This is a genomic window from Aeromicrobium sp. (assembly GCF_032084975.1).
Classification (GTDB): Bacteria; Actinomycetota; Actinomycetes; order Propionibacteriales; family Nocardioidaceae; genus Aeromicrobium.
On sequence record NZ_DAMDLR010000022.1, the window covers coordinates 27212 to 49396 of the forward strand.

The following is a 22185-nucleotide window of genomic DNA, read 5'->3' on the forward strand; positions in this document are numbered from 1 at the left end:
TCTCAATACGATTTCGGCAGGCCGAGCGAGAACTGCGCCACGAAGTTGAGCGCCATCTGCTTGCTGACCGGGGCGATGTTCGACAGCCGCGAGGCGGCCAGTGCCTGGACGAGACCGTACTCGTTCGCCAGTCCGTTGCCGCCATGCGTCTGGATCGCCGTGTCGACCGACTTCGCGGCCGCGTCACCGGCGGCGACCTTGGCCATGTTGGCGGCCTCGCCCGCTCCCATCAGGTCGCCCGCCGCGTACAGCGCGGCGGCCTTCTGGCCCAGCAGGCGCGTCATCTCGATGTCGATGTGCAGCTGCGCCAGCGGGTGCGCCACCGCTTGGTGAGTGCCGATCGGCTTGCCCCAGACCTCACGCTCCTTGGCGTACGCGACGGCCTTGTTCAGGGCCCAGCGCGCCGTGCCGGTGCCCATCGCGGTGGCCATGATGCGCTCGGGGTTCAGCCCCGCGAAGAGCTGCTCGAGGCCGGCGTCCTCGCTGCCGACCAAGGCATCGGCCGGCACGCGGACGTCGTCGAAGAACAGCGTGAACTGCTTCTCGGGACTGATGACGCCCATGTCGATCTCCTGGGCGGTGAAGCCCTCGGCATCGGTCGGCACCATGAACAGCGCCGGCTTGAGCTTGCCGTTCCTCGCGTCGGCGGTGCGGCCGACGACGAGCACGTGGCTGGCCTCGTCGACGCCCGAGATGTACGTCTTGCCGCCCTTGATGATCCAGCTGCCGTCCTCGGCCTTCGTGGCCGTGGTGACGAGGTTGTGCGAGTTCGACCCGGCGTCGGGCTCGGTGATGCTGAACGCGTACGTCGCGGTGCCGTCGGCCAGGCCGGGCAGCCAGCGCTGCTTCTGCTCCTCGGTGCCGTACTGGGCGATGACGGTGCCGACGATCGCCGGCGAGACGACCATGAGCAGCAGCGGGCAGCCGGCGATCGCCAGCTCCTCGCACACCGCGGCCAGGTCGCCGATGTCGCCGCCGCCTCCGCCGTACTCCTCGGGGATCGAGACGCCGAGGTAGCCGAGCTTGCCGGCCTCGGACCACAGCTCGGCCGTCTTGCGGCCGGACTTGGCGGCGTCGTAGAAGTAGTGCTCGCCGTACTTGGCGCCCAGGGCGGCGACCGCCTTGCGCAGCTCGCGACGCTCCTCGGACTCGATGAAGTTGTTGGTCATGCTCCTGCTTCCTCCTCGATGACGGCGAGGACCGCTCCGGCCTCCACCTGCTGTCCCACGGTCACGGCCAGGCCGCTGACGACGCCGTCGGCCGGCGCCGTGATGGTGTGCTGCATCTTCATGGCCTCGAGAACGACGACGGCGTCGCCCTTGGAGACACGGTCGCCGTCGGCGACCTTCACATCGGTGACCGCGGCCGGCATGGGCGCCAGCAGCGAGCCCTCGGCCACGACATCGGCCGGGTCGACGAACCGCGGCACGGTGCGGAGGCTGACCGAGCCCTCTGGGCCGTCGACGTCGACGACGTCGTCACCGAGCGCGACGGCGTAGCGGCGGGTCACCCCTTCGGTCTCGAGCTGGACCCGGACGGTCTCACCGCCGGCGTCGATCGAGACGACCGTGACCCCGTCGACGGTGAGCCGGCCGCCCTGGCTGCGGTACCGGACCGGCTCCACGCCGTCGTACTCGCGCACGTGCGGCTGGCTCGGGACGTTGCGGTAGCCGGCGGGGATGCGGTTCAGCACGGGCGAGGACGCGGCGGTCACCGTGGCCTCCGCCAGGGCGGCCGCGACCGGCGCGAACGGATCGATCTCGGTGGCGCGCAGCCACTGCGACCCGTGCTCCTCCAGCATCGAGGTCCACAAGTCGGCGTCCTGTACCTGCTGGGCCTCGAGGATCTGGCGCAGGGCCGACCGGTTGGTCGTGACGCCGTGGATCCTCGCCCGGCGCAGCGCGTCGACGAGGGTGCGCAGCGCCGTGGTCCGGTCCGGGCCGTGGGCGATGACCTTGGCGATCATCGCGTCGTAGTGGATGCCGACGGTGCTGCCGACCTCGACGGCCGAGTCCACACGGACGCCGTCGGGGAACTCGAACGCACGGATCGTGCCGGTCTGCGGCGCCCAGTCGTCCGACGGGTCCTCCGCGTACAGGCGGACCTCGACGGCGTGACCCTGCGGCTCGCCGACCTCGCCCTCGAGCGGCTTGCCCTCGGCGATCGCGATCTGTGCTGCGACCAGGTCGATGCCGTGCACCATCTCGGTGACGGGGTGCTCGACCTGCAGGCGCGTGTTCATCTCGAGGAAGAACACCCGGTCGCCGTCCACGAGGAACTCGACCGTGCCGGCACCGCGGTAGTCGACGGCCTCGGCGGCCGCGCGCGCCGCGGTGTGCAGCGTCGTGCGGGCCTGCTCGGACAGGTTCGGGGCGGGCGCCTCCTCGACGACCTTCTGGTGACGTCGCTGGATCGAGCAGTCACGGTCGCCGACCGCCCAGACGGTGCCGTGCGTGTCAGCCAGGACCTGCACCTCGACGTGGCGGGCCCGCGGGAGGTAGGGCTCGACGAAGACGGTGCCGTCACCGAAGGCGGAGGCCGCCTCGGCGCGCGCCTTCTCCAGCTCGCCCTCGAGGTCCTCGAGGCGCTCGACGACGCGCATGCCGCGTCCGCCGCCGCCCGCGCTGGCCTTGACCAGGAGTGGGAGGTCGGCGTCGGTCACGGCGTCCACGTCGACCGAGAGGATCGGGACGCCGGCGGCGCCCATGATCTCCTTGGCGCGGATCTTGCTGCCCATCTCGTCGATGGACTCCGGGCTGGGACCGATCCACGTGAGTCCGGCCTTCTCGACCTCGCGGGCGAAGTCGGCGTTCTCGGACAGGAAGCCGTACCCGGGGTGCACCGCGTCGGCGCCCGTGCGGCGAGCCGCGTCGATCACCAGGTCGGCACGCAGGTACGTCTCGGACGGGGCGCTGCCGGGCAGCCGGACGGCGAGGTCGGCCTCAGCCACGAAGGGCATGCCGGCGTCGGCGTCCGAGTGGACGGCGACGGTCTCGATGCCGAGGTCGCGGCACGTGCGGAACACGCGGCGGGCGATCTCGCCACGGTTGGCGACCAGGACTCTGCGGATGGTCATGCGGGGACTCCAGTTCGTTGGTCGAGGTGGCGGGCGGTGAAGGCGCTCACAGGCGGAACACCCCGTAACCGCCGCGGGCACCCTCGACCGGCGCGTTGGCGATGGCGGACAGGCAGATGCCCAGGATCGTGCGGGTGTCACGCGGGTCGATGACGCCGTCGTCGTAGCCCATGCCGCTCGTGAAGTAGGCGAGCGACTGCTCCTCGATCTGCTGCTCGACGAGGTCCTTGATGCCCTGGAAGCCTTCGGCGTCGAACACCTGTCCCTTCGACTCCGCGGACTGGCGGGCGACGATCTCCATGACGCCGGCCAGCTGCGCCGGGCCCATGACGGCCGACTTGGCTCCGACCCAACTGAACATGAAGCGCGGGTCGTAGGCGCGGCCGCTCATCCCGTAATGACCCGCCCCGTACGAGGAGCCCATCACGATCGAGATGTGCGGGACCTTGCTGTTGGAGACGGCGTTGATCATCTGGGCGCCGTGCTTGATGATGCCGCCCTGCTCGTACTCCGCGCCGACCATGTACCCGGTCGTGTTGTGCAGGAACAGCAGCGGCGTGTCGATCTGGTTGGCCAGCTGGATGAACTGCGCGGCCTTCTGGGCCTCCTGGCTGAACAGCACGCCCTGCGCGTTGGCCAGGATGCCGATCGGGTGCCCGTGCAGCTGGGCGAAGCCGGTGACGAGGCTCTGGCCGTAGAGCGGCTTGAACTCGTCGAACTCGCTGCCGTCGACGAGGCGCGCGATGACCTCGCGCGGGTCGAACGGCACCTTGAGGTCAGTCGGGACGATGCCCAGCAGGTCCTCGGTGGGCAGCAGCGGCTCGCTGTAGCTCGCCTTCGGCGTGGGGCCGGCCTTGCGCCAGTTGATGCGGCGCATGATCTGGCGGCCGAGGCGGATCGCGTCGCGCTCGTCGACGGCCAGGTAGTCGGCCAGACCCGAGGTCTTGGCGTGCATCTGCGCGCCGCCGAGCGACTCGTCGTCGGACTCCTCGCCCGTGGCCATCTTCACCAGTGGCGGACCGCCGAGGAAGACCTTCGCTCCCCCGTCGACCATGACGACGTAGTCGCTCATGCCGGGCACGTACGCCCCGCCGGCGGTGGAGTTGCCGAAGACCAGCGCGACCGTGGGACGACGGTCCTCGCTGGCCTGGGTGATGTTCTTGAAGCTGGCGCCGCCGGGGATGAAGATGTCCTTCTGCGTCGGCAGGTCTGCTCCTCCGGACTCGACGAGGTTGATCGTGGGCAGGCGGTTCTCGGCGGCGATCTGGGCCGCGCGGAAGCCCTTCTTGACCGTGACCGGGTTGGACGAGCCACCCTTCACGGTCGGGTCGTTGGCGATGACCATGCACTCGACGCCCTCGACGACGCCGATGCCCGTGATGATCGAGCCGCCGACGTTGAAGTCGGTGCCCCACCCGGCCAGCGCACCCAGCTCGAGGAACGGGGAGTCGGGGTCGAGCAGCAGCTCGATGCGCTCGCGCGCGGTCAGCTTGCCGCGGCCATGGTGGCGATCGACGTACTTCTGTCCCCCTCCCTCCAGCGCCTTGGCGTGCTGCTGCGCGAGGTCGTCGACGCGTTCGAGCATCGCCTCGCGGTTCTGGGAGTACGTCGCCGACGTCGGGTCGACGGCGGTCCGGGCTGCACTCATGGAGCGTCCTTCCACTGCAGGTCTACGGGGGTGTCGAGGTGGTCGATGAAGGCGGCCGCGTCGGCGTCGATCCGGTCGCGGTCCGCTGACGAGAGGGGCCGTACCGGCGTGAGCTCCAGCAGGAGCGGGCCGGCCTTGCGCTGGGACTTCTTGCGCCGCCACGTGGCGGCGACGACACCGTCGAGCAGGGCGAGGTTCCCGCCCCAGACGTCGATCGTGCCGCCCGAGGCGATCGGCACCTCGTACGCGGAGCGGTCCTGGTAGGCGATGACGAGCTCGTCGAACAGGCTCAGGACGAACGTCGTGCCGTCGGAGGAGACCGGTGCGATCTCGTCGACCTCGGCCAGTGCGAACGCCCGCTTGGCGTCGGTGACCGTGAGGCCGGCCCACCAGGCGAAGTCGTGGGCGGTCGCGGGCGCGTGCCCGGCGAGGTACATCGTGGCGAGCCGTACGAGCGCCTCGTCGTGGTCGAGGTCGGTGGCCGGGATCCGTGAGGCATAGGGGACGAAGGTGTCCCAGTTGCCACGACGGGCGCCGGTCGTGACGACCTTGTCGAGCTCGGCGCTGAACGTGACGTGCCCGAGGGCCTGGCCCCTCAGGTCGACGCCCTTCTCGCGCAGCGCCTCGCCGATCTCCTTGCGCGTCAACGGCGCGTCGGCTGCGTCGACGACCTCGCCGACGAGGTCCACGAGCCGGTCGCGGTCGTCGAGCAGGCCCTCGGAGCGCAGCTGCGGTCGCGACTGCGCCCGGATCCGGTCGGCGGTCAGGTCGAGCATCCAGCCGAGGTCCTCGACACGGACGACGTGCCACGTCGGGCGCAGCACGTGATGACGCACGAGTCGGCCCTCGGCGATCTCGGTCGCGATCGCCTCGCGGCTGGGGCGGTCCTTCGTCCGACGCGCGAGCGACCACAGCGAGTCCTCGAACTCCTGGAACTGGACGGCGCCCAGGGTGCCGACGCAGGACACGAGGTCGCCGAAGGGCTCGCCGACCAGCCGCTGGCGGGCCATCCGCTCACCGCGGACGAGAGCGGACGTCATCGCCGGCCTCCTCCCCAACTTTTGGAACGGGATTCCGCCTCCGGAGCGAATCCGGGCGTAATGCTGTTCCAAAAGTTGGGGGCGGGCGGGCAGGGACGGCTCACGTCAGTACCCCAGCAGCTTCGCGGCGAGGTCCTTCATGACCTCGGTCGCGCCGCCTCCGATGCCCAGGATGCGCGCGTCGCGGTAGTGACGGTCGATCTCGGACTCGCGCATGTAGCCCATCCCGCCGAAGATCTGGACGGCCTCGCTCACGACGTACTCGACGCACGCGACGGCCTGGTTCTTGGCGACGACGGCGTCCAGGATCAGGCTCGGGTCGGACTTGGAGGTGTCGAGGGAGCGCTCGACGACCTCGCGGGTCAGGGCGCGGGCCGCGGCGGTGCGCGAGTGCATCTCGACCAGCTTGTGGCGGATGACCTGCCGCGCGATGAGCGGCTTGCCGAAGGTCTCGCGCTCGCGGGCGTACGCGGCGGCGAGGTCGAGCGCGCGCTGAGCCGTGGCGTAGGACTGCGTCGCGAGGTTGATCCGCTCACCGACGAACTGCTGCGCGATCAGGTAGAAGCCCGCGTTCTCGTCGCCGACGAGGTTCTCGACAGGGACGCGCACGTCCTCGAACGAGAGCTCGGCGGTGTCGGAGCAGTGCCAGCCCATCTTGCGCAGGCTGCGACCGACGGTGAAGCCGGGCGTGCCCTTGTCGATGACGAGCAGGCTGATGCCGCCGTGGCCGGCGTCGCCCGTGCGGACGGCCGTCGTCACGAAGTCGGCTCGCACGCCGCTGGTGATGAACGTCTTGGCGCCGTTGACGACGAAGTGGTCGCCGTCGCGCACGGCGCGGGTCGTGATGTTGGCGACGTCGGACCCGCCGCCGGGCTCGGTGACGCCGAGCGAGCCGATCATCTCGCCGGCCAGCGTCGGACGGACGTAACGGTCGATCAGGTCGGTGTTGCCCGAGTCGATGATGTGCGGCGTCGCGATCGAGTGCGTGAACAGGCTGGCCTGCAGGCCGCTGCTGCCGCCCGCGATGAGCATCGCCTCGGCCGCGATGCACGCGTCGACCATGTCGCCGCCGTCGCCGCCCACCTCCTCGGGGGCGCCGATCGCGAGGAAGCCGGCCTTCGCCGTCTGGCGGTGCAGCTCGCGCGGGAGCTCGCCGGCGTCCTCCCACTCGGCCATGTTCGGCGCGATCTGCGTGCGCGTGTAGTCCTCGACCGCGGTGCGCAGCGCCTGGCGCTCGGGGGTGTTCCAGATGCTGGTGGTCATGCGAGGAGCTCCTCGGGGATGGGGACGACGCGGGCACGGAGCCACTCGCCGACGGCCTTGGCCTGCGGATCGAAGCGGGTCGACGAGGCGACACCCTCGCCGAGCAGTCCGTGGATCAGGACGTTGACGCCGGCCAGGTTGGGCAGCGGGTGGACGTCGATCCGCAGGTCGGCCGCCTCGGGGAGGAGCTGCTTGACCGTCTCAGCGGTGAGGAAGCCCTCGAGCCACGCGTAGGCCTTCTGGCGCTGGGGATGCGTCGCGGGGATCCACACTCCGACGTTGGCGTTGCCGCCCTTGTCGCCGGAGCGCGCGTGGACGAGACGGCCCAGCGCCTCCTCGCGCCCACTTTTGGTGCGCGATTCCGCCTGATCGACCGTTTCGGAGGTAATCCCGTTCCAAAAGTGGGGGGCGGGGGCCGGGGCGGGCGGGTCGGCCGTCACGGCCGGCGGCTCGATCTCCGTCCGGGAGCCGTCGGCGTGGACGACGACGTGCGGGACCTCGGCCTGCGGCACGTAGGCCGCGCGGTAGATGCCGTAGGGCGCGCCGCGGCCGGGAGGGGCCGTCAGCGTGAACCCCGGGTACGAGGCCAGGCCGACCTCGACGGCGGCGCCGCTGAACGAGCGGCCGACCACGTTCTGGTCAGCGTCCTTGACGTGGCAGCGCAGGATCGCGGCGGCCTGCGGCTGGGTCGTGGGGTCGGGGCGATCCGTGCGCATCAGGTCCCACACCAGTTCGGCTGGCGGGTTCGCCTCGAGGGCGGACTCGATCTGGCGACGCAGCCAGGCGGCCTTCTCGTCGATGTCCAGGCCCGTGAGCACGAACTCGACGCTGTTGCGGAAGCCGCCGAACGCGTTGAGGCACACCTTCGTGGTGGGCGGCGGGGCGAAGCCACGCACGCCGGAGATCGCGACGCGGTCGGTGGACTCCTGCGCCAGCGCGATCGTCGTGAGGTCGACGACGACATCGGGGTTCAGGTAGTGCTCGTCCTGGATCTCGTAGACGAGCTGCGCCGTGACGGTGTCGACCGTCACCGCGCCGCCGGTGTTCGCGTGCTTGGTGATGACGACGCCGCCGTCCTGGGCGATCTCGGCGATCGGGAAGCCGATCGGCGTCGAGACGTCGATGTCGCGGAAGCCGCTGAAGTTGCCGCCCGTGGCCTGCGCACCGCACTCGATGACGTGACCCGCGACGACGGCCCCGGCGAGCCGGTCGAAGTCCTCGCGGCCCCAACCGAACTCGGCGATCGCCGGGCCGACCACGACCGAGGCGTCGGTGACGCGGCCCGTGACGACGATGTCCGCGCCCGCCTTGAGCGCCTCGGCGATGCCGAAGGCACCGAGGTAGGCGTTGGCGGTGAGTGCGTCACCGAAGCCGAGCTCCGCCGAGCGCGCGACCAGGTCGTCGCCCTCGACGTGGGCGACCGTGACGTCGACGCCCTGCTCCGCGGCCGCCTCTCGCAGCGCTGTGGCCAGGCCGGTCGGGTTCAGTCCACCCGCGTTGGCGACGATCCTGACCCCACGCTCCTTTGCCAGCGCCATGTTCTCGGTGACCTGCTTGAGGAAGGTCTTCGCGTACCCGAGATCGGTGTCCTTCATCCGGTCGCGGCCCAGGATCAGCATCGTCAGCTCGGCCAGGTAGTCACCGGTGAGGTAGTCCAGCTCGCCGCCCTCGAGCATCTCGCGCATCGCCGAGAGGCGGTCGCCGTAGAAGCCGGAGCAGTTGCCGACACGAAGTGTTCGCACGTGACGAGTGTGCACCGCCGACACAGAAACAGTCAAGACTGTTTGTTTCTATTCTCGCGGCTCCAGTAGTGCCGCAGCGCCCCGACTGTCACGCGCCGAGGATCCGCCGCGCCACCGTCCGCCGGTCCGACGACCGATCCCCCAGCGGGCCGTCGAGCGCGCCTTCGATCGCCGCGTGCACGCGCGACCGATCGGCCGGTGAGAGGTGCCTCAGCGATCGCTCGGCCGCGAGCAGGCCGTGGTACTGCTCGAAGCTCGAGCGGCTCTCACCGATGGCGCTGACCAGCATGTCCGCGGTCGCCAGGCGCGGGTCGGCCTCCGCCAGGGCCAGCGCGGCGATGCGGCTGCCGTCGGTGCCGGTCCCGAAGATCTGGGCCACGTCCGACGGCCCGAGGATCTCGGTGTCGAGGGCGCGCGCCTCGCGCAGCAGGCCCTCCATCCTCGAGGTCCGGTCCCAGCCCGACGGCTCGGTCGCCACGAGGTCCTCGTAGCGCGACCCGACCATCGTCGCCGCCGCGAGCAGTCCCTCGGCCTTGCGCTCGAGGTGCTGAGCCTGTTCGGGCTTGCCCGCCGCCCGTGCTCTCTGCGCCTGGATCCGGGCGGTTCGCGCCTCCCGCTCCAGCTCGAGTCGCACGCCGCCGGCCTCAACGGCCTCGATCCGGTTCGCGAACACCGCCAGTCCGGCGATCGCGACACCGGCTGCGACGAGCGCCGTCGACCCCAGCTGGTTGTCCGTCGTGAACACCGCGAAGCCGCCGACCGCCAGGACCGCGAGACCGACGACGACCGCCGCGATCCGCGCAGACGACGGGAGCACGGGCGTCGGGATCTCGGGCGGCGTCATGCCTACTCCTGCGGTGTCCCGGCGTGCTCCATGGACCCATCGTGCACCCGCGAGCGACCCGGCGACAGCCTCGTTCTCGGCTCCGCGACGACGGGCGTACGGATTCGCTCCCCTCCGTCTCTTCATCGGCGACCACGGTCAACGACATTGGAGAGAACCATGACCAGGTATCGAGCCACCCAGAACACCCTGCCGAGCAACCGGGACCACCACGCCTCGACAACGAGACGCCCACCCGTCCGCACGCTGCTGCTGACCGCAGCCGTCGCAGTGGGGCTACTCGCCGGCGCGTCGGGCGCCCAGGCCCAGCAGGCCACCACACCCGATCCGCTCGGCGGCGCCGCCAGCGCCCTCGACCTGCACCAGGTCAAGGTCGTCAACAACGCCAAGGGCGTCCGGATCGTCGTGAGGATGAGCCCGGTCGACTGGGACGAGTCCAGCCCGGTCGGCGAGTTCCGCCTGCTGTTGGACACCAAGGCGTCCTCGCCCGGAGCCGAGTTCGCCGACGAGGTGGGCATCCCCGGCGATGGCGGATTCCGTGCCCTCAAGGGCTCGGCGACGCACCGACGGAGCTGGACGACCTACCCGTTCCCCGGCACGTGCGGCAAGACGGTGCACGAGCGGTACGACCTCGAGAACGGCACGGTCACCGTCGCGGTCAAGCCGAAGAAGGGCTGCCTCTGGCACCCCAAGTACGTGCGCGTCAACGTCCGGACCATCCAGTCCGGGTACATCGACGGCGACGAGTTCGTGGAGTACACGCCCGCACTCGTCGACCACCTGCCCTACAAGAAGAAGTTCACCCCGTGGGTGAAGTACTCGAAGAAGTAGCAGCGATCGGGTGCCGGCCGCTCAGGCGGCCGGCACCTCGACGTACAACTCGGGAGTGAAGCCGTCGAGGACGACCCGCCCCGCGTCGTCGGGGATGCTCATGCTCTCGCAGCCCTGCACGAAGCGGCCGGCCGGCACGGGATCGGCCGGCAGTTGGCGGCCCTCGGTGCAGGTGGTCAGGACGGGCTCATGCTTCGTGCCCAGATTGTCCTCGAAGTACCGGTTCAACGACGCCACCACGGTCGGCCTGCCGGTGAGGTTCCTGATGGTCACGGCGAGTTCGATGTAGCGCTGTCGACGGTCTCCCGGGTACTCCTCGATCAGCTGCACCGAGTCGAGCGTCAGCATCACGTTCCCGTCCGGACCTTCGACCTCGACGGACTCGTCCACCTGGAGTTCCAGCGGTTCGGCCACCTTCGCCCTCTCGGCGTCCGGCGAGTCCTTCTCGCCCAACGCGTCACGGAGTTCAGAGACCGTCGCGAGCTCAGCGTCGCTCCGTTGTTTCTCGAAGGCCACGCCGCCGTAGAAGGCGACGCCCACCACGACCAGCGCGGCGGCACCGAGGGCCAGCCGGCTCACCGGGATCGAGAACCCGGACGTCAGTTCGCGTTCCTCGTGTCCTGAGTCCACTGCTCCCCCTGTGCTCTTGGCTCGCTGAAGCATGCCCTCAGATGCGGAGCGCTGTCCACCGGAATTCGGCAGATCGAGCCCGATCCGGATGGGTAGCGCCACAGATCGCGCCGGCCACACGTGCGGCACGGCATTGACGAGCAGGGCGCCAGCGGCGGCGCGCTTCAGGTTTGCTGCGCAGGGCCATGAGTCCTCCTTCGCTCCGGGGACGCACGATGATGCACCTGCCCCCGCTCAGGTACCCGAATGCACCATCCTCAGTCCTCAACCGAGCGGCTGGCGCTCAGCCAACGGCAGTGGATCGGCACCGGGCATGCCGGCGAAGGCCTGGACGATGTCGAGCCAGTGGTCGGCGGCGGAGCCGGTGGCGGTGACGTCGACGTCGGAGCGATGGCGGCGGCGCGTGGCCAGCAGCGCGAAGTCCCAGCCGTCACCGGTGACGCGCTGCTCGGCGTCCTCGGGGCCCCACGTCCACAGCTCGCCCGACGGGGCGGTCAGCTCGACGCGGACCGGCACGTCGGGAGCCTGCTCGCCGCGCATCATGTGCGTGAAGGCGAACGTGCGCACGCCGATGTGGCACACGTGCTTGACGCGATCCGTGCGCGCCACCTGGATCCCGAGGGCCTCGGCGACGTCCTGGCCGTGCGCCCACGTCTCCATGAGGCGCGCGGTGACCATCGAGACCGGGCTCATCGGCGGGCCGAACCACGGGATCTTGTTGCCGTCCGGCACCGAGCGCAGCGCCTCGACGAGCTGCGTGCGGCCCTGGCGCCACGCGGGCAGGAGCGCCTCCGGCGGCTCCTGGGCCAGCTCGTCGGTCGCCTGGTCGATGTAGCCCTCGGGGTTCTCCAGCGCCGCCACGATCAGCGCGTCGAACGCTTCCTTGTCGTTGATCGCGTAGGTCGAGGTGATGTCGGTCCAGTGCAGGTGCGCGACCTGGTGCGCGACGGTCCAGCCCTCGGGCGTCGTGACGGTCCCCCACTGGTCGGGGGTGAGCCCGGCGACCCACCCGTCGAGCTGCAGCGATTCAGCGGCCAGGTCGTCCAGGACGGTGTCGAGTGTGGTCATCGTTCCAGTTCTCGGTCGAGGGTGTCGGCCCAGGCGTCGAGGATCGAGGCCCGGCGGGTGGAGTCGTCGGTGAGGGTCGCCGCGAGGCCGAGGCCGCGCAGCAGGTCGAGGGTCGCCTGCACCAACTGGCGGTTGTCGCCGCGCGACTCGTCGACGTCCAGCAGTGCCACGGCGTGCGCGTGGGCGTCGCGACCGACGCGGCGCTCGAGCGGCGCGACCTTGGCGAGCAGCTCGGGGTCGGTGCGAGCCGCCACCCACAGCTCGAGGGCGGCGACGAAGACGGGCGAGGTGAACTGACCCGCCAGCAGCTCGAGGACGGCGCGCGTGCGGCCCTGCTCGGGCAGCGCGGAGGTGTCGACGTCGAGCTCGTCGCGACGGCGTTCCGCCACGTACTCGACGGCACCGACCACGAGGTCGTGCTTGCTGGGGAAGTGGTGCAGCTGTGCACCGCGGCTGACGCCGGCGCGCTGGCTCACCACGGTCGTCGAGGTGCCGGCCCAGCCGACCTCCACGATCGACTCGACCGTCGCCTCCATGAGGCGCTGCCGCATGAGCCGCGTGCGCTCGGGCTGCGGCGTGCGGGTCGGGGTGTCCGTCACCCGGACAGCATGACCGCGCAGCCAGAAACAGTCAAGTCTGTTTGTAAGTACGACCGTCTAGTCATTTGTGATAGTTGAGCACAAAAGTGCCTTCTGAGACGGAAGGGACGCATAGCGTTTCTGGAAGCGCGAGCATGCCCGCCTCGCCTTCTTCCTCACCGAGAGTCACCCCATGTTCCATCGCACGATCTCGGTCGTCGCCAGCGCGCTCATGATGAGCGGCGCGGCGGTCGCCCTCTCCCCCGCGGCCCAGGCCGCACCCGAGACCTACTCAGGCCACCTCCAGGTGATCGTCGGTGACGAGGTCATCGGCTGCGCCGGACCTGACGACTACGCCTACTACACGGGGTACACGACGGATCCCTCCCTCGCGTACGACTTCACGATCGGCGAAGGCGATCGGCAGGAGCTCGTGCTCGAGGAAGACCCGATGAGGAGCTTCGGCAGCATCGACTCGTACTTCATGAACAAGGGGGTCGCCTCCTCCTACACCTTCCTGCAGCCCCTGCTCCCCAACACCGGTCAGACCGCGCTGTGGACCGTCGATCCGGCGACCAAGGAGCTCTCGGCGACGTGGATGTGGCCCGACTCGACCACCGAGCCGCTTCACTCGTGGAGCTATGAACTCGACACCATCCGGTACGTCGGGCTCGCGGTGGACGTCGCCGCGTTCAGTGCAACGCACTCCGGTCCGCGGGGGATCGCCGCGACGTTCCGACTCGGCAGCACCTGCTCGGGCCCCGTCGTCGCGGACGAGGCCCAGGCGATCAACTTCACGTCCTCGGTTCCGAGCTCGGCCCATCCGGGTCAGACGCACACGGTCGCGGCCACGGGTGGCGCGTCCGGCAACCCGGTGACGTTCTCGTCCACGACGACCGACCACTGCACGATCGACGGCACCACCGTCACGTTCGGCAAGCCCGGCACCTGCACGATCGCGGCCAACCAGGCTCGGGGCACCGGATACTCCGCCGCCCCGACCGCCACCCAGGACATCACGGTCAGCGCGATCCCCAGCGCCGTCTCCCTGTCCCTGGACGTCGAGAGCATCTCCGAGGACCAGCACGCCACCGCCACCGCCGACGTGAGCGTCACGGCCGGCTCGCTGGCCGCCGCCGGCGGCGCGGTCCAGTTCGCGGTCGACGGCACCGACGTCGGCTCCCCCGTCGACATTGACGCCGACGGTCGCGCCACGAGCCCCGAGCTCGGCGGCGCCATCGGCACCCTCGAGGTCACGGCCACCTACGTGCCCGCGGACGCCACGAACTACGCCGGCTCCACGGCGTCGGCGACCCTGACCGTCACCGCGAAGGCCTCGCAGGAGATCACCTTCACCTCGACCGCCCCCACCGACCCGCACCCGGGCGACACGTACACGGTCACCGCGACCGGCGGCACCTCCGGCAACCCCGTGACCTTCTCGTCCGCCACCGAGGACGAGTGCACCGTGCAGGGCTCCACCGTGACGTTCCGTCGTGCGGGCACCTGCACCGTCGTGGCCGACCAGGCCGGCGGCTCCGGGCACCATGCAGCCGACCCGACCGAGCAGGACATCCGCGTCAGCGGCTTCACCACCTCGCTCGACCTGACGTTCTCGCCCGCGAACCCGGTCTTCGGCCAGCGCACCACGGCGACGGCGCAGCTCGCCACCAGCGGCGGCTCGCTCGGCCAGGCCGGCGGGGTCGTCCAGTTCCGCGTCGACGGCGACGTGGTCGACCACGTCGCGTACGACAGCCTGGGACGCGCCTCGACCGAGCTCGACCTCGGCGTCGGTGCGCACCAGGTCGAGGCGATCTGGTGGCCTGAGTCGAACTACGTCTACGACAGCAGCTCGGACCTGGCCACGCTGACCGTCGCGGCGGCCGCCACGACGACGAAGGTCTCCGTGAAGCCGAAGGAGCTGACCGCCACGGTCGCGCCCGTCGCCCCCGGCGCCGGCACTCCCACCGGCGAGGTGACCTTCTTCGTCGACGGCACGAAGGTCGGCACCGCCGCCCTCGACAGTGGCGTCGCGAAGCTCTCGCACGCCGTCCCGAACGACCAGGACCGCGCGGTCTCGGCCGAGTACGCCGGCAGCACCGAGTTCAAGGCCTCGTCCACGTCGACGGCGCGTACGAACCCGGTCATCACCGCTCGCGTCAGCTCGAGCGTGAAGGCGCGCAACGGCTGGTACCGCAAGCCCGTCACGATCTCGTTCACCTGCGCGACCAAGGGCGCCGACCTGGTCTCGGCCTGCCCCAAGCCCGTCACGGTGGGCAAGCAGGGCGCCAGCAGCGTGACGCGGACGATCCACACCGCCGACGGCGGCATCGCCACCGCGACCGCCGCGGTCAAGGTGGACCGCTCCAAGCCGCGGGTCGCCCTCAAGGGCGTCAAGGCCGGCCGCAGCTACTTCGACGCTCCCCGTCCGAAGTGCATCGCCAAGGACTCCATCTCGGGGGTGGCGAAGTGCAAGGTGACGAGCAAGCGTCGTGGCAGCAAGATCGTCGTGACGGCGAAGGCGACGGACGTCGCCGGCAACGTCCGGACGAAGCGCGTCGCGTACCGCGTGGCCGACTTCACGATCCGCGGTGCGAAGAAGGTGGGCGACACCTACCGCGTGAAGCACCTCGAGACCTACACGCTGGTCGTGCGCGGAGCGAAGGCGAGCTACGTCTACGCGACGCCCGCGCCGGGCAAGCCGAACCGGGGGTCGGTGCCGTTCAAGAAGGCCGGCAGGAACACGTGGGCCCTCGGCGTGACGATGTCGATGACGACGAGCGGGACCCGCTCGTGGAACCTCGGCTACACGCAGGGCGGCAAGCTGCACGTCGTGAAGGTGAAGGTCACGGGCTGACAGTTTCCCCGGTTAAGTAGGAAAGCTGGCACTTAACGAAGGTCGCAACCCTCGTGAAGTGACAGGAAACCTACTTAACCGGGGAAACCGTCAGGTGCTCAGCTCGCCCTCGAGCACCTCGGGGCGAGCGGCGGCGTCGTCGACCTCGACGGCCGGCGGCTCGCCGATGTGGTGCAGGGCGAACTCGGCGGCCAGCTCGATCGCGAGGTCGGCGTCCCGGATCCGGCCGGCCAGGAGCGGGAACGCGTGCACCTGGCCGCGCCAGAGGTGCACGTCGACCTCGACTCCCTTGTCGTCCAGCAGCAGCGCGAAGGCCTCGACCTCGGGCCGCAGGAACTCGTCCTCCACCGCGACCAGGTGCGTCGGCGAGGAGATGTGGCCCGTCGCGTGCAGCGGGTCGGCGAACCCCTCGATGACGGATCCCTCGGGCAACCACAGCTCACGCAGCGCGGCGACCCGGTGGATCGGCAGCACGGCCTCGCGCACCTTGTCGACGCGGAGCACGTTCTTGTCCTCGCGATCGGGGAAGAGGCTGAGCAGGGGCGAGAACCCGATGAGCGCGGCCGGCGCCTGGAGTCCTCGCCGCGCAGCCAGCTCGGCCACCTTCATGGTCAGGTAGCCACCGGCGGAGTCCCCCGCGACGACGACCTTCGACGGGTCCACGGCGCGGTCCAGCACGGCGGCGTAGGCGCTGATCGCGTCCTGCACCGACTCGGCCACACCGAAGTCGGGCAGCTGGCGGTAGTCCACCGAGTGGACGGTCCCCCCGGTCGCGCGCACGAACGCCTCGAGCAGACCGCGGTACGAGGCGATGCTGCCGGTGAAGAAGCCGCCACCGTGCAGGTACAGCATGGTCAGCTGCGAGGTCGGACCGTCGGAGGGTTCCAGCCTCTCGCCGGGAACGCCGCCGATCTCCCCGGTCTCCACGGCGATGTCCGCGGAGCCGGCGCGGGCCACGCGCGTGGCCAGTCGGTTGATGCGACGGATCGTGCGCTCGTCGACGGGAGCGAGCCCCAGCAGCGGCTTGACGGTCATCCTCGCGCCGCGGCCGACGATGCGGGCCCGGGGCGTCGGGGTGTCGTGGAACGTCGCGGCGGTGTGCACCGACCGCATCTGCCGACCGCGCTTCCGGCCGGAATCCGAACTTGGGGACACATCCCCAGTCTAGGTCGACACCCGCTGCCCGCTGGTCGACTCCGGCTCGGCCGGATCCGCACTCCGATAGCCTGTGAACGTGCTGACACTCGAGGAGTTGCAGGTTCGGACCCTCGGCGAGTGCACTCACGACTCGCCGTTGGCGACCTTCGTCGCCAACCGCAAGACGAACGCGTACTACGTCGCCGAGACGGACCGTGTCCTGCTGGACGACACCGTGTCCCTGCTGGAGGCCCGCGGCGACACCCCGCTGAGCGAGGTCCCCTCCTTCGAGCCCGGCGGCCCTCGGCGCAAGATCTTCTTCGACCCTTCCACCACGAAGGTCGGCATCGTCACGTGCGGCGGCCTGTGCCCCGGCCTCAACGACGTCATTCGCGCGCTCGTCCTGGAGCTGTTCGAGCACTACGGCGTCACCGATGTCACGGGATTCAAGAACGGCTATGCCGGCCTCGTCCCGGGCAAGGCGCCGGACCCGATCACCCTGACCCCCTCGGTCGTCGAGACGATCACCGACCGCGGTGGCACGATCCTGGGCTCGTCGCGCGGCAGCCAGAGCATCCCCCAGATCGTCGACAACCTGGTGCACCGCGAGATCGACATCCTCTTCGTCATCGGCGGCGACGGCTCGATGCGCGGCGCCCACGCGATCGCCGAGGAGGCGCTCGAGCGCAACCTGCCCATCGCGGTCGTCGGCGTCCCCAAGACGATCGACAACGACATCCCGCTGATCGGCACCAGCTTCGGCTTCCAGACCGCCTACGCGAAGGCGGCCGAGTCCATCAAGGGCGCCCGTGTGGAGGTCGAGGCCGCGATCGGCGGCGTGGGCGTCGTCAAGGTGATGGGCCGCAACGCCGGGTTCATCGCCTGCTACTCGGCGCTGGCCAACCACGACGCCGACTTCGTCCTGATCCCCGAGGTCCCGTTCGCCCTGCACGGCGAGAACGGGCTGCTCGCCACCTTGCGCAAGCGGGTGAAGGAGCGCGGCAGCGCCGTCATCGTCCTGGCCGAGGGCGCGGGTCAGGACCTCATCCCCGCCAGCCGGCGCACGGACGCCAGCGGCAACACCGTGCTGGGCGACTTCGCGGGCTTCCTGCGCGGCCAGATCGCGCGCGACTTCAAAGAGCACGAGGAGCCGCTGACGCTGCGGTACTTCGACCCGGGGTACATGATCCGCTCGGTCCCGGCCGACGCCGCCGACTCCGTCTACTGCACGCGCCTCGCCCAGGCCGCCGTCCACGCGGCGATGGCCGGGCGCACCGACATGGTGATCGGGCGCCCCCGCCACCGCTTCGCGCACGTGCCGATCTCGGTGGTCGTGCGCAACACCCAGAGCGTCAACCCCGACGGTGACCTGTGGCTGTCGGTGCTCGAGTCCACGGCCCAGCCCTTCACCATGTCCTGAGCGTGGACGGGCCGTCCGCATCCTGAGACGCCGGGAAGGCGCGTGTGAAGGATGGGACGGTGGAGGGAGTCACCCCCGCCGAAGGAGCACGCATGAGCGAGAACTGGTCGTTCGAGACCAAGCAGATCCACGCCGGTCAGGCGCCCGACCCCACCACGGGCGCGCGGGCGCTGCCGATCTACCAGACCACGTCGTACCAGTTCCGCGACACGCAGCACGCGGCCGACCTGTTCGGCCTCGCCGAGCCGGGCAACATCTACACCCGGATCATGAACCCGACGCAGGGCGTCGTCGAGGAGCGCCTCGCGGCCCTCGAGGGCGGCGTCGGCGCGCTCCTCGTCGCCTCGGGCCAGGCCGCCACGACGGGCGCGCTGACCAACGTCGCCGAGGCGGGCGACCACATCGTCGCATCGGCCAGCCTCTACGGCGGCACCGACTCGCTGCTGCGCCACACGTTCCCCAAGCTGGGCATCCAGGTCTCGTTCGTCGAGGACAACAACAACCCCGACGCATGGCGCGAGGCCGCCCGCGAGAACACGAAGGCGTTCTTCGGCGAGACCATCGGCAACCCGAAGGGCGACATCCTCGACCTCGAGGCGATCAGCACGGTCGCGAAGGAGGTCGGCGTCCCGTTCATCGTCGACAACACCGTCGCGACGCCGTACCTGCTCAACCCGCTCAAGCACGGCGCCGACACGGTCGTCCACTCGGCGACCAAGTACATCGGCGGCCACGGCACGGCGATCGCCGGTGTCGTGATCGACGGCGGCACGTTCGACTACGCCGCCCACGGCGACAAATTCCCCGGCTTCACCGAGCCCGACGCCAGCTACCACGGCCTGAAGTTCGCCGAGGCGCTCGGACCGGCCGCGTACATCACCAAGCTGCGCGTCCAGTACCTGCGCAACGTCGGCCCCGCCGTCGCGCCGTTCAATGCCTTCCTCATCGCCCAGGGCCTCGAGACGCTGAGCCTGCGCCTCGAGCGCCACGTCGAGAACGCGCGCAAGGTGGCCGAGTGGCTGCAGGCGCGCGAGGACGTCGCGACGGTCACGTGGGCCTCGCTCGACGGCAACCCGTACAAGGAGCTCGCGGACAAGTACACGCCGCGTGGCTCCGGCGCCGTCCTGACCTTCGAGCTGCCCGGCGGCGTCGAAGCGGGCCGTCGCTTCATCGACGCGCTCGAGCTGCACAGTCACGTCGCGAACATCGGCGACGTCCGCTCGTTGGCGATCCACCCGGCCAGCACGACGCACTCGCAGGGCACGCCCGAGGAGCACGCCGCCGCGGGCGTCACCCCCGGGCTGGTCCGACTGGCCGTCGGCCTCGAGGGCATCGACGACATCCTGGCCGACCTCGACGCCGGGTTCCGCGCGGCCAAGTAGTCCCGTGACCACGATTCAGCCGCTGGGAGACCTCGCCCTCGAGTCGGGCGAGGTCCTCCCGCGTCTGGAGGTCGGGTACGACACCTGGGGCGAGTTCACCGGTGACAACGCGGTCCTCGTCCTGCACGCCCTGACCGGCGACTCGATCGTCGCCGGTCCCGACGGCTGGTGGAACCGCGTCGTCGGGCCGGGCCTGGGCATCGACACCGACCGCTACTTCGTCGTCGCCGCGAACATCCTCGGCGGCTGCAAGGGCACGACCGGGCCCGCGTCCGAGGCCTCCGACGGACGAGTCTGGGGCAGCCGGTTCCCCGCCGTCACCGTGCGCGACCAGGTCGCCGCCGAGGCGATGCTGGCCGATCACCTCGGCATCGCGACGTGGCACGCGGTCGTCGGCGGATCCGCGGGCGGCATGCGCGCGGTCGAGTGGGCGATCATGCACCCCGGGCGGGTCGAGCGCCTGTTCCTGCTGGCCTCGTCCGCGTACGCCTCGGCCGAGCAGATCGCGTGGACCACCACCCAGGCCGACATCATCCGGGCCGCCGGACCCGTCGCCGGCCTCGAGCTGGCCCGGCGCATCGCCCACACGACGTACCGCAGCGAGGCCGAGCTGGCCGAGCGCTTCGGGCGCGAGGTCCAGCCCGACGGCCGATTCGCCGTCACCTCCTACCTGCAGCACCACGGCGAGAAGCTGGAGAAGCGCTTCGACGGCTGGTCGTACGTGACCCTCGGCGACGCGATGAACAGCCACGACGTGGGCCGCGGCCGAGGCGGGATCGAGACGGCGCTCCGGACGATCACGGCACGCACCGTAGTGGCCGCGATCGACTCCGACCGGCTCTACCCGCCGTACCAGCAGCAGCAGATCGCGGACCTGGTCCCGGGCGCCGATCCCCTCGCGGTGGTGACGTCGCCCCACGGCCATGACGGCTTCCTGATCGAGCACGACCAGGTCGGTGCCCTGGCTCACGATCTGCTCTCCCGCTGACTCTCGGGCTGCGAAAGCGGCCCAGTCGTGGTGTCGTGGAGTCAGGAAGAGGTGATTTCGTGGCCCCGAAGCAGAAGGCTCCCTCGAGCCTGAAGAACCCCGACCTCTACGAGGAGCTGCGCGACGACGGCGCGTCGAAGACGAAGGCCGCCCGCATCTCGAACGCCGCGGCGCGCGACGGCAAGAAGACCGTCGGCAAGCGCGGCGGATCGTCGCCCGCGTACGAGGACTGGACCGTGGCCGACCTGCGCAAGCGCGCCAAGGAGATTGGCCTGAGCGGCTACTCGAGCCAGAAGAAGTCCGAGCTCATCGACTCGCTGCGCAATTCGTAGCGGATGAGGCTCGGGACCGGATCGAGGTGCATCCGGTGAAGACCCCGACCCGTTCCGGCGGTGGCCGTCATTGCCATCGCACTCCCTCGGACCGGTCGGGCGCGTGAGAGGGGCCGGCCCGGTGCGGGCCGGCCCCTTCACCCCTGTGTCAGTCGATCCGGTAGTCCGAGATGCCGTTGAGCGCCGAGGGGCTCGGACCGGGGCTGATGAACTGCTCGTAGCGGGTGTCGTTGTCGACATACCGCTTGAGCCAGGCGATCGAGTACTTCGCGATCGTCGTGTTGCTGGTGTTCGGGGCGAAGTGACTCGCTCCACGCAGCTCGAGGTAGCTGCGGCGCTCCGCGTTTGTCAGTGAGCTGTAGAACGGGATCGCGTGCGACCGCACCGCGGCGACCGAGTCGTTCTGGGCGCCGATCACGAGCGATGCCGCCTCGACCTCGGGCCAGGACTTGTCGAGGTTCCACGGCGTGAGGCCGATCGTGGCCTCGAGCGACCTACGGTCCTTGGCCGCCTCGAGCGTGCCGCCGCCTCCCATGGAGTGACCGATCACGGCCTGCCTCGACGCGTCGACCCGCGAGCGCACCGTCGTGTCCGCCACCGTCTGGTCGAGCGCGGCCAGCAGCTGGTCGCCACGGGACGCCGGCTGGTCGAGCCGGGAGTTCGTGTCGATCGTGACCACGACGAAGCCCTGCGACGCGATGCGCGGCCCCAGCCACGAGATCGTGGACTGCGCCGCCGTGTAGCCGGGTGAGATCGCCACGACGCCGAAGGTGCCGGCGCTGGTCGAGCTCGGGTAGTAGATCGTGCCGCCGCCGAAGCCACGGGCCGCGAACGACGAGATCGTCTTCGTGCTCACGGCGAACGGCCCGCGCGTGGCCTCGATGCTGCTGTTGGTGGGCGCCGGGCCCCGCTCGTACGGGTTGTCGGCGGCGGCGACCGGCTGGACCGCCACTCCCGCGCTCAGTGCCACGCTGGACAGCGCGACGGCGATCATCCTGGACAGTTTCATTCTCGTCTCCTTCTGACGTCCTGGATCGAACCGTCGGGACGAGCTGCGTCATCAACCATGTCGGCTTGCCCCCCGAATGACGACCGATCCGTGTATCTGCACACCCTGTGCAGATTGTTGGGTGCACTCACCATGCGATCGTCCACGGAGAAAAGTCAAGGCCCCGACGTGATCTGTCTCACGTCGGGGCCTTGCTGGTCAATCAGGAGCTGGTGTGCGGCGACCGCGGGGTGCCGGAGCCACGACGGCTGCGGTTGCGGTTGCCCTGCGGGCGACCCTGCGAGCCGCCGCCCGAGCGACCACCCTGCGGGCGACCACCGGGACCGCGACCGCGACCCCC

18 protein-coding genes are annotated in these 22185 nt (G+C 70.3%); 6 read left to right on the plus strand and 12 right to left on the minus strand.

Translation table 11 applies throughout. The features are described from left to right. Positions 1-2 precede the first annotated feature (2 nt). The 7 genes from RT323_RS07800 to RT323_RS07830 all read right to left on the minus strand — a co-directional run bounded on the left by RT323_RS07800 (position 3) and on the right by RT323_RS07830 (position 9613). The gene (locus tag RT323_RS07800; protein ID WP_313406719.1) at positions 3-1169 is read right to left on the minus strand and encodes an acyl-CoA dehydrogenase family protein; all 1167 of its coding nucleotides are present in this window, start codon (positions 1167-1169) and stop codon (positions 3-5) included. Next, a complete protein-coding gene (locus tag RT323_RS07805) occupies positions 1166-3076 on the minus strand; it encodes a biotin carboxylase N-terminal domain-containing protein (protein WP_313406720.1) in 1911 nt (636 codons plus the stop codon). The genes RT323_RS07800 and RT323_RS07805 overlap by 4 nt, the downstream gene beginning before the upstream one ends. Positions 3077-3122: 46 nt before the next feature. Continuing rightward, a complete protein-coding gene (locus RT323_RS07810; RefSeq protein WP_313406723.1) occupies positions 3123-4724 on the minus strand; it encodes a carboxyl transferase domain-containing protein in 1602 nt (533 codons plus the stop codon). Continuing rightward, positions 4721-5764: a winged helix DNA-binding domain-containing protein gene (locus tag RT323_RS07815; RefSeq protein ID WP_313406725.1), complete on the minus strand. Its 1044-nt coding sequence runs from the start codon at positions 5762-5764 to the stop codon at positions 4721-4723. The genes RT323_RS07810 and RT323_RS07815 overlap by 4 nt, the downstream gene beginning before the upstream one ends. 105 nt (positions 5765-5869) lie before the next feature. Beyond that, the gene (locus tag RT323_RS07820) at positions 5870-7027 is read right to left on the minus strand and encodes an acyl-CoA dehydrogenase family protein (RefSeq protein WP_313406727.1); all 1158 of its coding nucleotides are present in this window, start codon (positions 7025-7027) and stop codon (positions 5870-5872) included. Continuing rightward, a complete protein-coding gene (locus RT323_RS07825; protein WP_313406729.1) occupies positions 7024-8769 on the minus strand; it encodes an acyclic terpene utilization AtuA family protein in 1746 nt (581 codons plus the stop codon). The genes RT323_RS07820 and RT323_RS07825 overlap by 4 nt, the downstream gene beginning before the upstream one ends. A gap of 88 nt (positions 8770-8857) precedes the next feature. Next, positions 8858-9613 (minus strand): hypothetical protein, encoded by a 756-nt coding sequence (locus RT323_RS07830; RefSeq protein ID WP_313406732.1) that lies wholly within the window; start codon positions 9611-9613, stop codon positions 8858-8860. A 159-nt stretch (positions 9614-9772) separates the two neighbouring features. Here RT323_RS07830 and RT323_RS07835 point away from each other — a divergent pair, with 159 nt between their 5' ends. Then, entirely contained in the window at positions 9773-10444 is a 672-nt protein-coding gene (locus RT323_RS07835; protein ID WP_313406734.1) for a hypothetical protein, read from the plus strand. Positions 10445-10465: 21 nt separating this feature from the next. Here the strand turns inward: RT323_RS07835 and RT323_RS07840 are convergent, their stop codons facing one another. The 3 genes from RT323_RS07840 to RT323_RS07850 form a co-directional block, all read right to left on the minus strand. After that, positions 10466-11074, minus strand: a complete 609-nt coding sequence (locus RT323_RS07840) for a hypothetical protein (RefSeq protein WP_313406736.1) — start codon at positions 11072-11074, stop codon at positions 10466-10468. A 264-nt stretch (positions 11075-11338) separates the two neighbouring features. Beyond that, positions 11339-12142, minus strand: a complete 804-nt coding sequence (locus RT323_RS07845) for a TIGR03084 family metal-binding protein (RefSeq protein WP_313406738.1) — start codon at positions 12140-12142, stop codon at positions 11339-11341. Continuing rightward, positions 12139-12741, minus strand: coding sequence for a TetR/AcrR family transcriptional regulator (locus RT323_RS07850; RefSeq protein ID WP_313406739.1), 603 nt, complete (start codon positions 12739-12741; stop codon positions 12139-12141). The genes RT323_RS07845 and RT323_RS07850 overlap by 4 nt, the downstream gene beginning before the upstream one ends. A gap of 172 nt (positions 12742-12913) precedes the next feature. Between RT323_RS07850 and RT323_RS07855 the strand changes: the two genes are divergently transcribed. Next, positions 12914-15577, plus strand: coding sequence for an Ig-like domain-containing protein (locus RT323_RS07855; RefSeq protein ID WP_313406742.1), 2664 nt, complete (start codon positions 12914-12916; stop codon positions 15575-15577). Between the two features lie 90 nt (positions 15578-15667). Here RT323_RS07855 and RT323_RS07860 read toward each other — a convergent pair whose 3' ends face one another. Further along, complete coding sequence (locus RT323_RS07860) at positions 15668-16690, minus strand: alpha/beta hydrolase fold domain-containing protein (RefSeq protein WP_313406745.1); 1023 nt, start codon at positions 16688-16690, stop codon at positions 15668-15670. Between the two features lie 121 nt (positions 16691-16811). Here RT323_RS07860 and RT323_RS07865 point away from each other — a divergent pair, with 121 nt between their 5' ends. From RT323_RS07865 to RT323_RS07880, 4 genes are all read left to right on the plus strand, one after another. After that, complete coding sequence (locus RT323_RS07865) at positions 16812-18134, plus strand: ATP-dependent 6-phosphofructokinase (RefSeq protein ID WP_313406747.1); 1323 nt, start codon at positions 16812-16814, stop codon at positions 18132-18134. A gap of 92 nt (positions 18135-18226) precedes the next feature. Further along, entirely contained in the window at positions 18227-19516 is a 1290-nt protein-coding gene (locus tag RT323_RS07870) for a bifunctional o-acetylhomoserine/o-acetylserine sulfhydrylase (protein WP_313406749.1), read from the plus strand. A 4-nt stretch (positions 19517-19520) separates the two neighbouring features. After that, on the plus strand, positions 19521-20504 hold the full coding sequence (locus tag RT323_RS07875; protein ID WP_313406751.1) for a homoserine O-acetyltransferase: 984 nt from the start codon (positions 19521-19523) through the stop codon (positions 20502-20504). A gap of 59 nt (positions 20505-20563) precedes the next feature. Then, positions 20564-20836 (plus strand): Rho termination factor N-terminal domain-containing protein, encoded by a 273-nt coding sequence (locus RT323_RS07880; protein ID WP_313406754.1) that lies wholly within the window; start codon positions 20564-20566, stop codon positions 20834-20836. Between the two features lie 148 nt (positions 20837-20984). On the opposite strand, the gene RT323_RS07885 is transcribed toward RT323_RS07880, so the two are convergent. Next, the gene (locus tag RT323_RS07885) at positions 20985-21845 is read right to left on the minus strand and encodes an alpha/beta hydrolase (RefSeq protein ID WP_313406757.1); all 861 of its coding nucleotides are present in this window, start codon (positions 21843-21845) and stop codon (positions 20985-20987) included. Positions 21846-22185: the final 340 nt, after the last annotated feature.

Bases quoted from the DNA above. Each gene is read 5' to 3' on its own strand.
- RT323_RS07800 (WP_313406719.1), bottom strand. From the start codon at position 1,169: ATGACCAACAACTTCATCGAGTCCGAGGAGCGTCGCGAGCTGCGCAAG.
- RT323_RS07805 (WP_313406720.1), bottom strand. From the start codon at position 3,076: ATGACCATCCGCAGAGTCCTGGTCGCCAACCGTGGCGAGATCGCCCGC.
- RT323_RS07810 (WP_313406723.1), bottom strand. From the start codon at position 4,724: ATGAGTGCAGCCCGGACCGCCGTCGACCCGACGTCGGCGACGTACTCC.
- RT323_RS07815 (WP_313406725.1), bottom strand. From the start codon at position 5,764: ATGACGTCCGCTCTCGTCCGCGGTGAGCGGATGGCCCGCCAGCGGCTG.
- RT323_RS07820 (WP_313406727.1), bottom strand. From the start codon at position 7,027: ATGACCACCAGCATCTGGAACACCCCCGAGCGCCAGGCGCTGCGCACC.
- RT323_RS07830 (WP_313406732.1), bottom strand. From the start codon at position 9,613: ATGACGCCGCCCGAGATCCCGACGCCCGTGCTCCCGTCGTCTGCGCGG.
- RT323_RS07835 (WP_313406734.1), top strand. From the start codon at position 9,773: ATGACCAGGTATCGAGCCACCCAGAACACCCTGCCGAGCAACCGGGAC.
- RT323_RS07845 (WP_313406738.1), bottom strand. From the start codon at position 12,142: ATGACCACACTCGACACCGTCCTGGACGACCTGGCCGCTGAATCGCTG.
- RT323_RS07855 (WP_313406742.1), top strand. From the start codon at position 12,914: ATGTTCCATCGCACGATCTCGGTCGTCGCCAGCGCGCTCATGATGAGC.
- RT323_RS07860 (WP_313406745.1), bottom strand. From the start codon at position 16,690: ATGCGGTCGGTGCACACCGCCGCGACGTTCCACGACACCCCGACGCCC.
- RT323_RS07870 (WP_313406749.1), top strand. From the start codon at position 18,227: ATGAGCGAGAACTGGTCGTTCGAGACCAAGCAGATCCACGCCGGTCAG.
- RT323_RS07885 (WP_313406757.1), bottom strand. From the start codon at position 21,845: ATGAAACTGTCCAGGATGATCGCCGTCGCGCTGTCCAGCGTGGCACTG.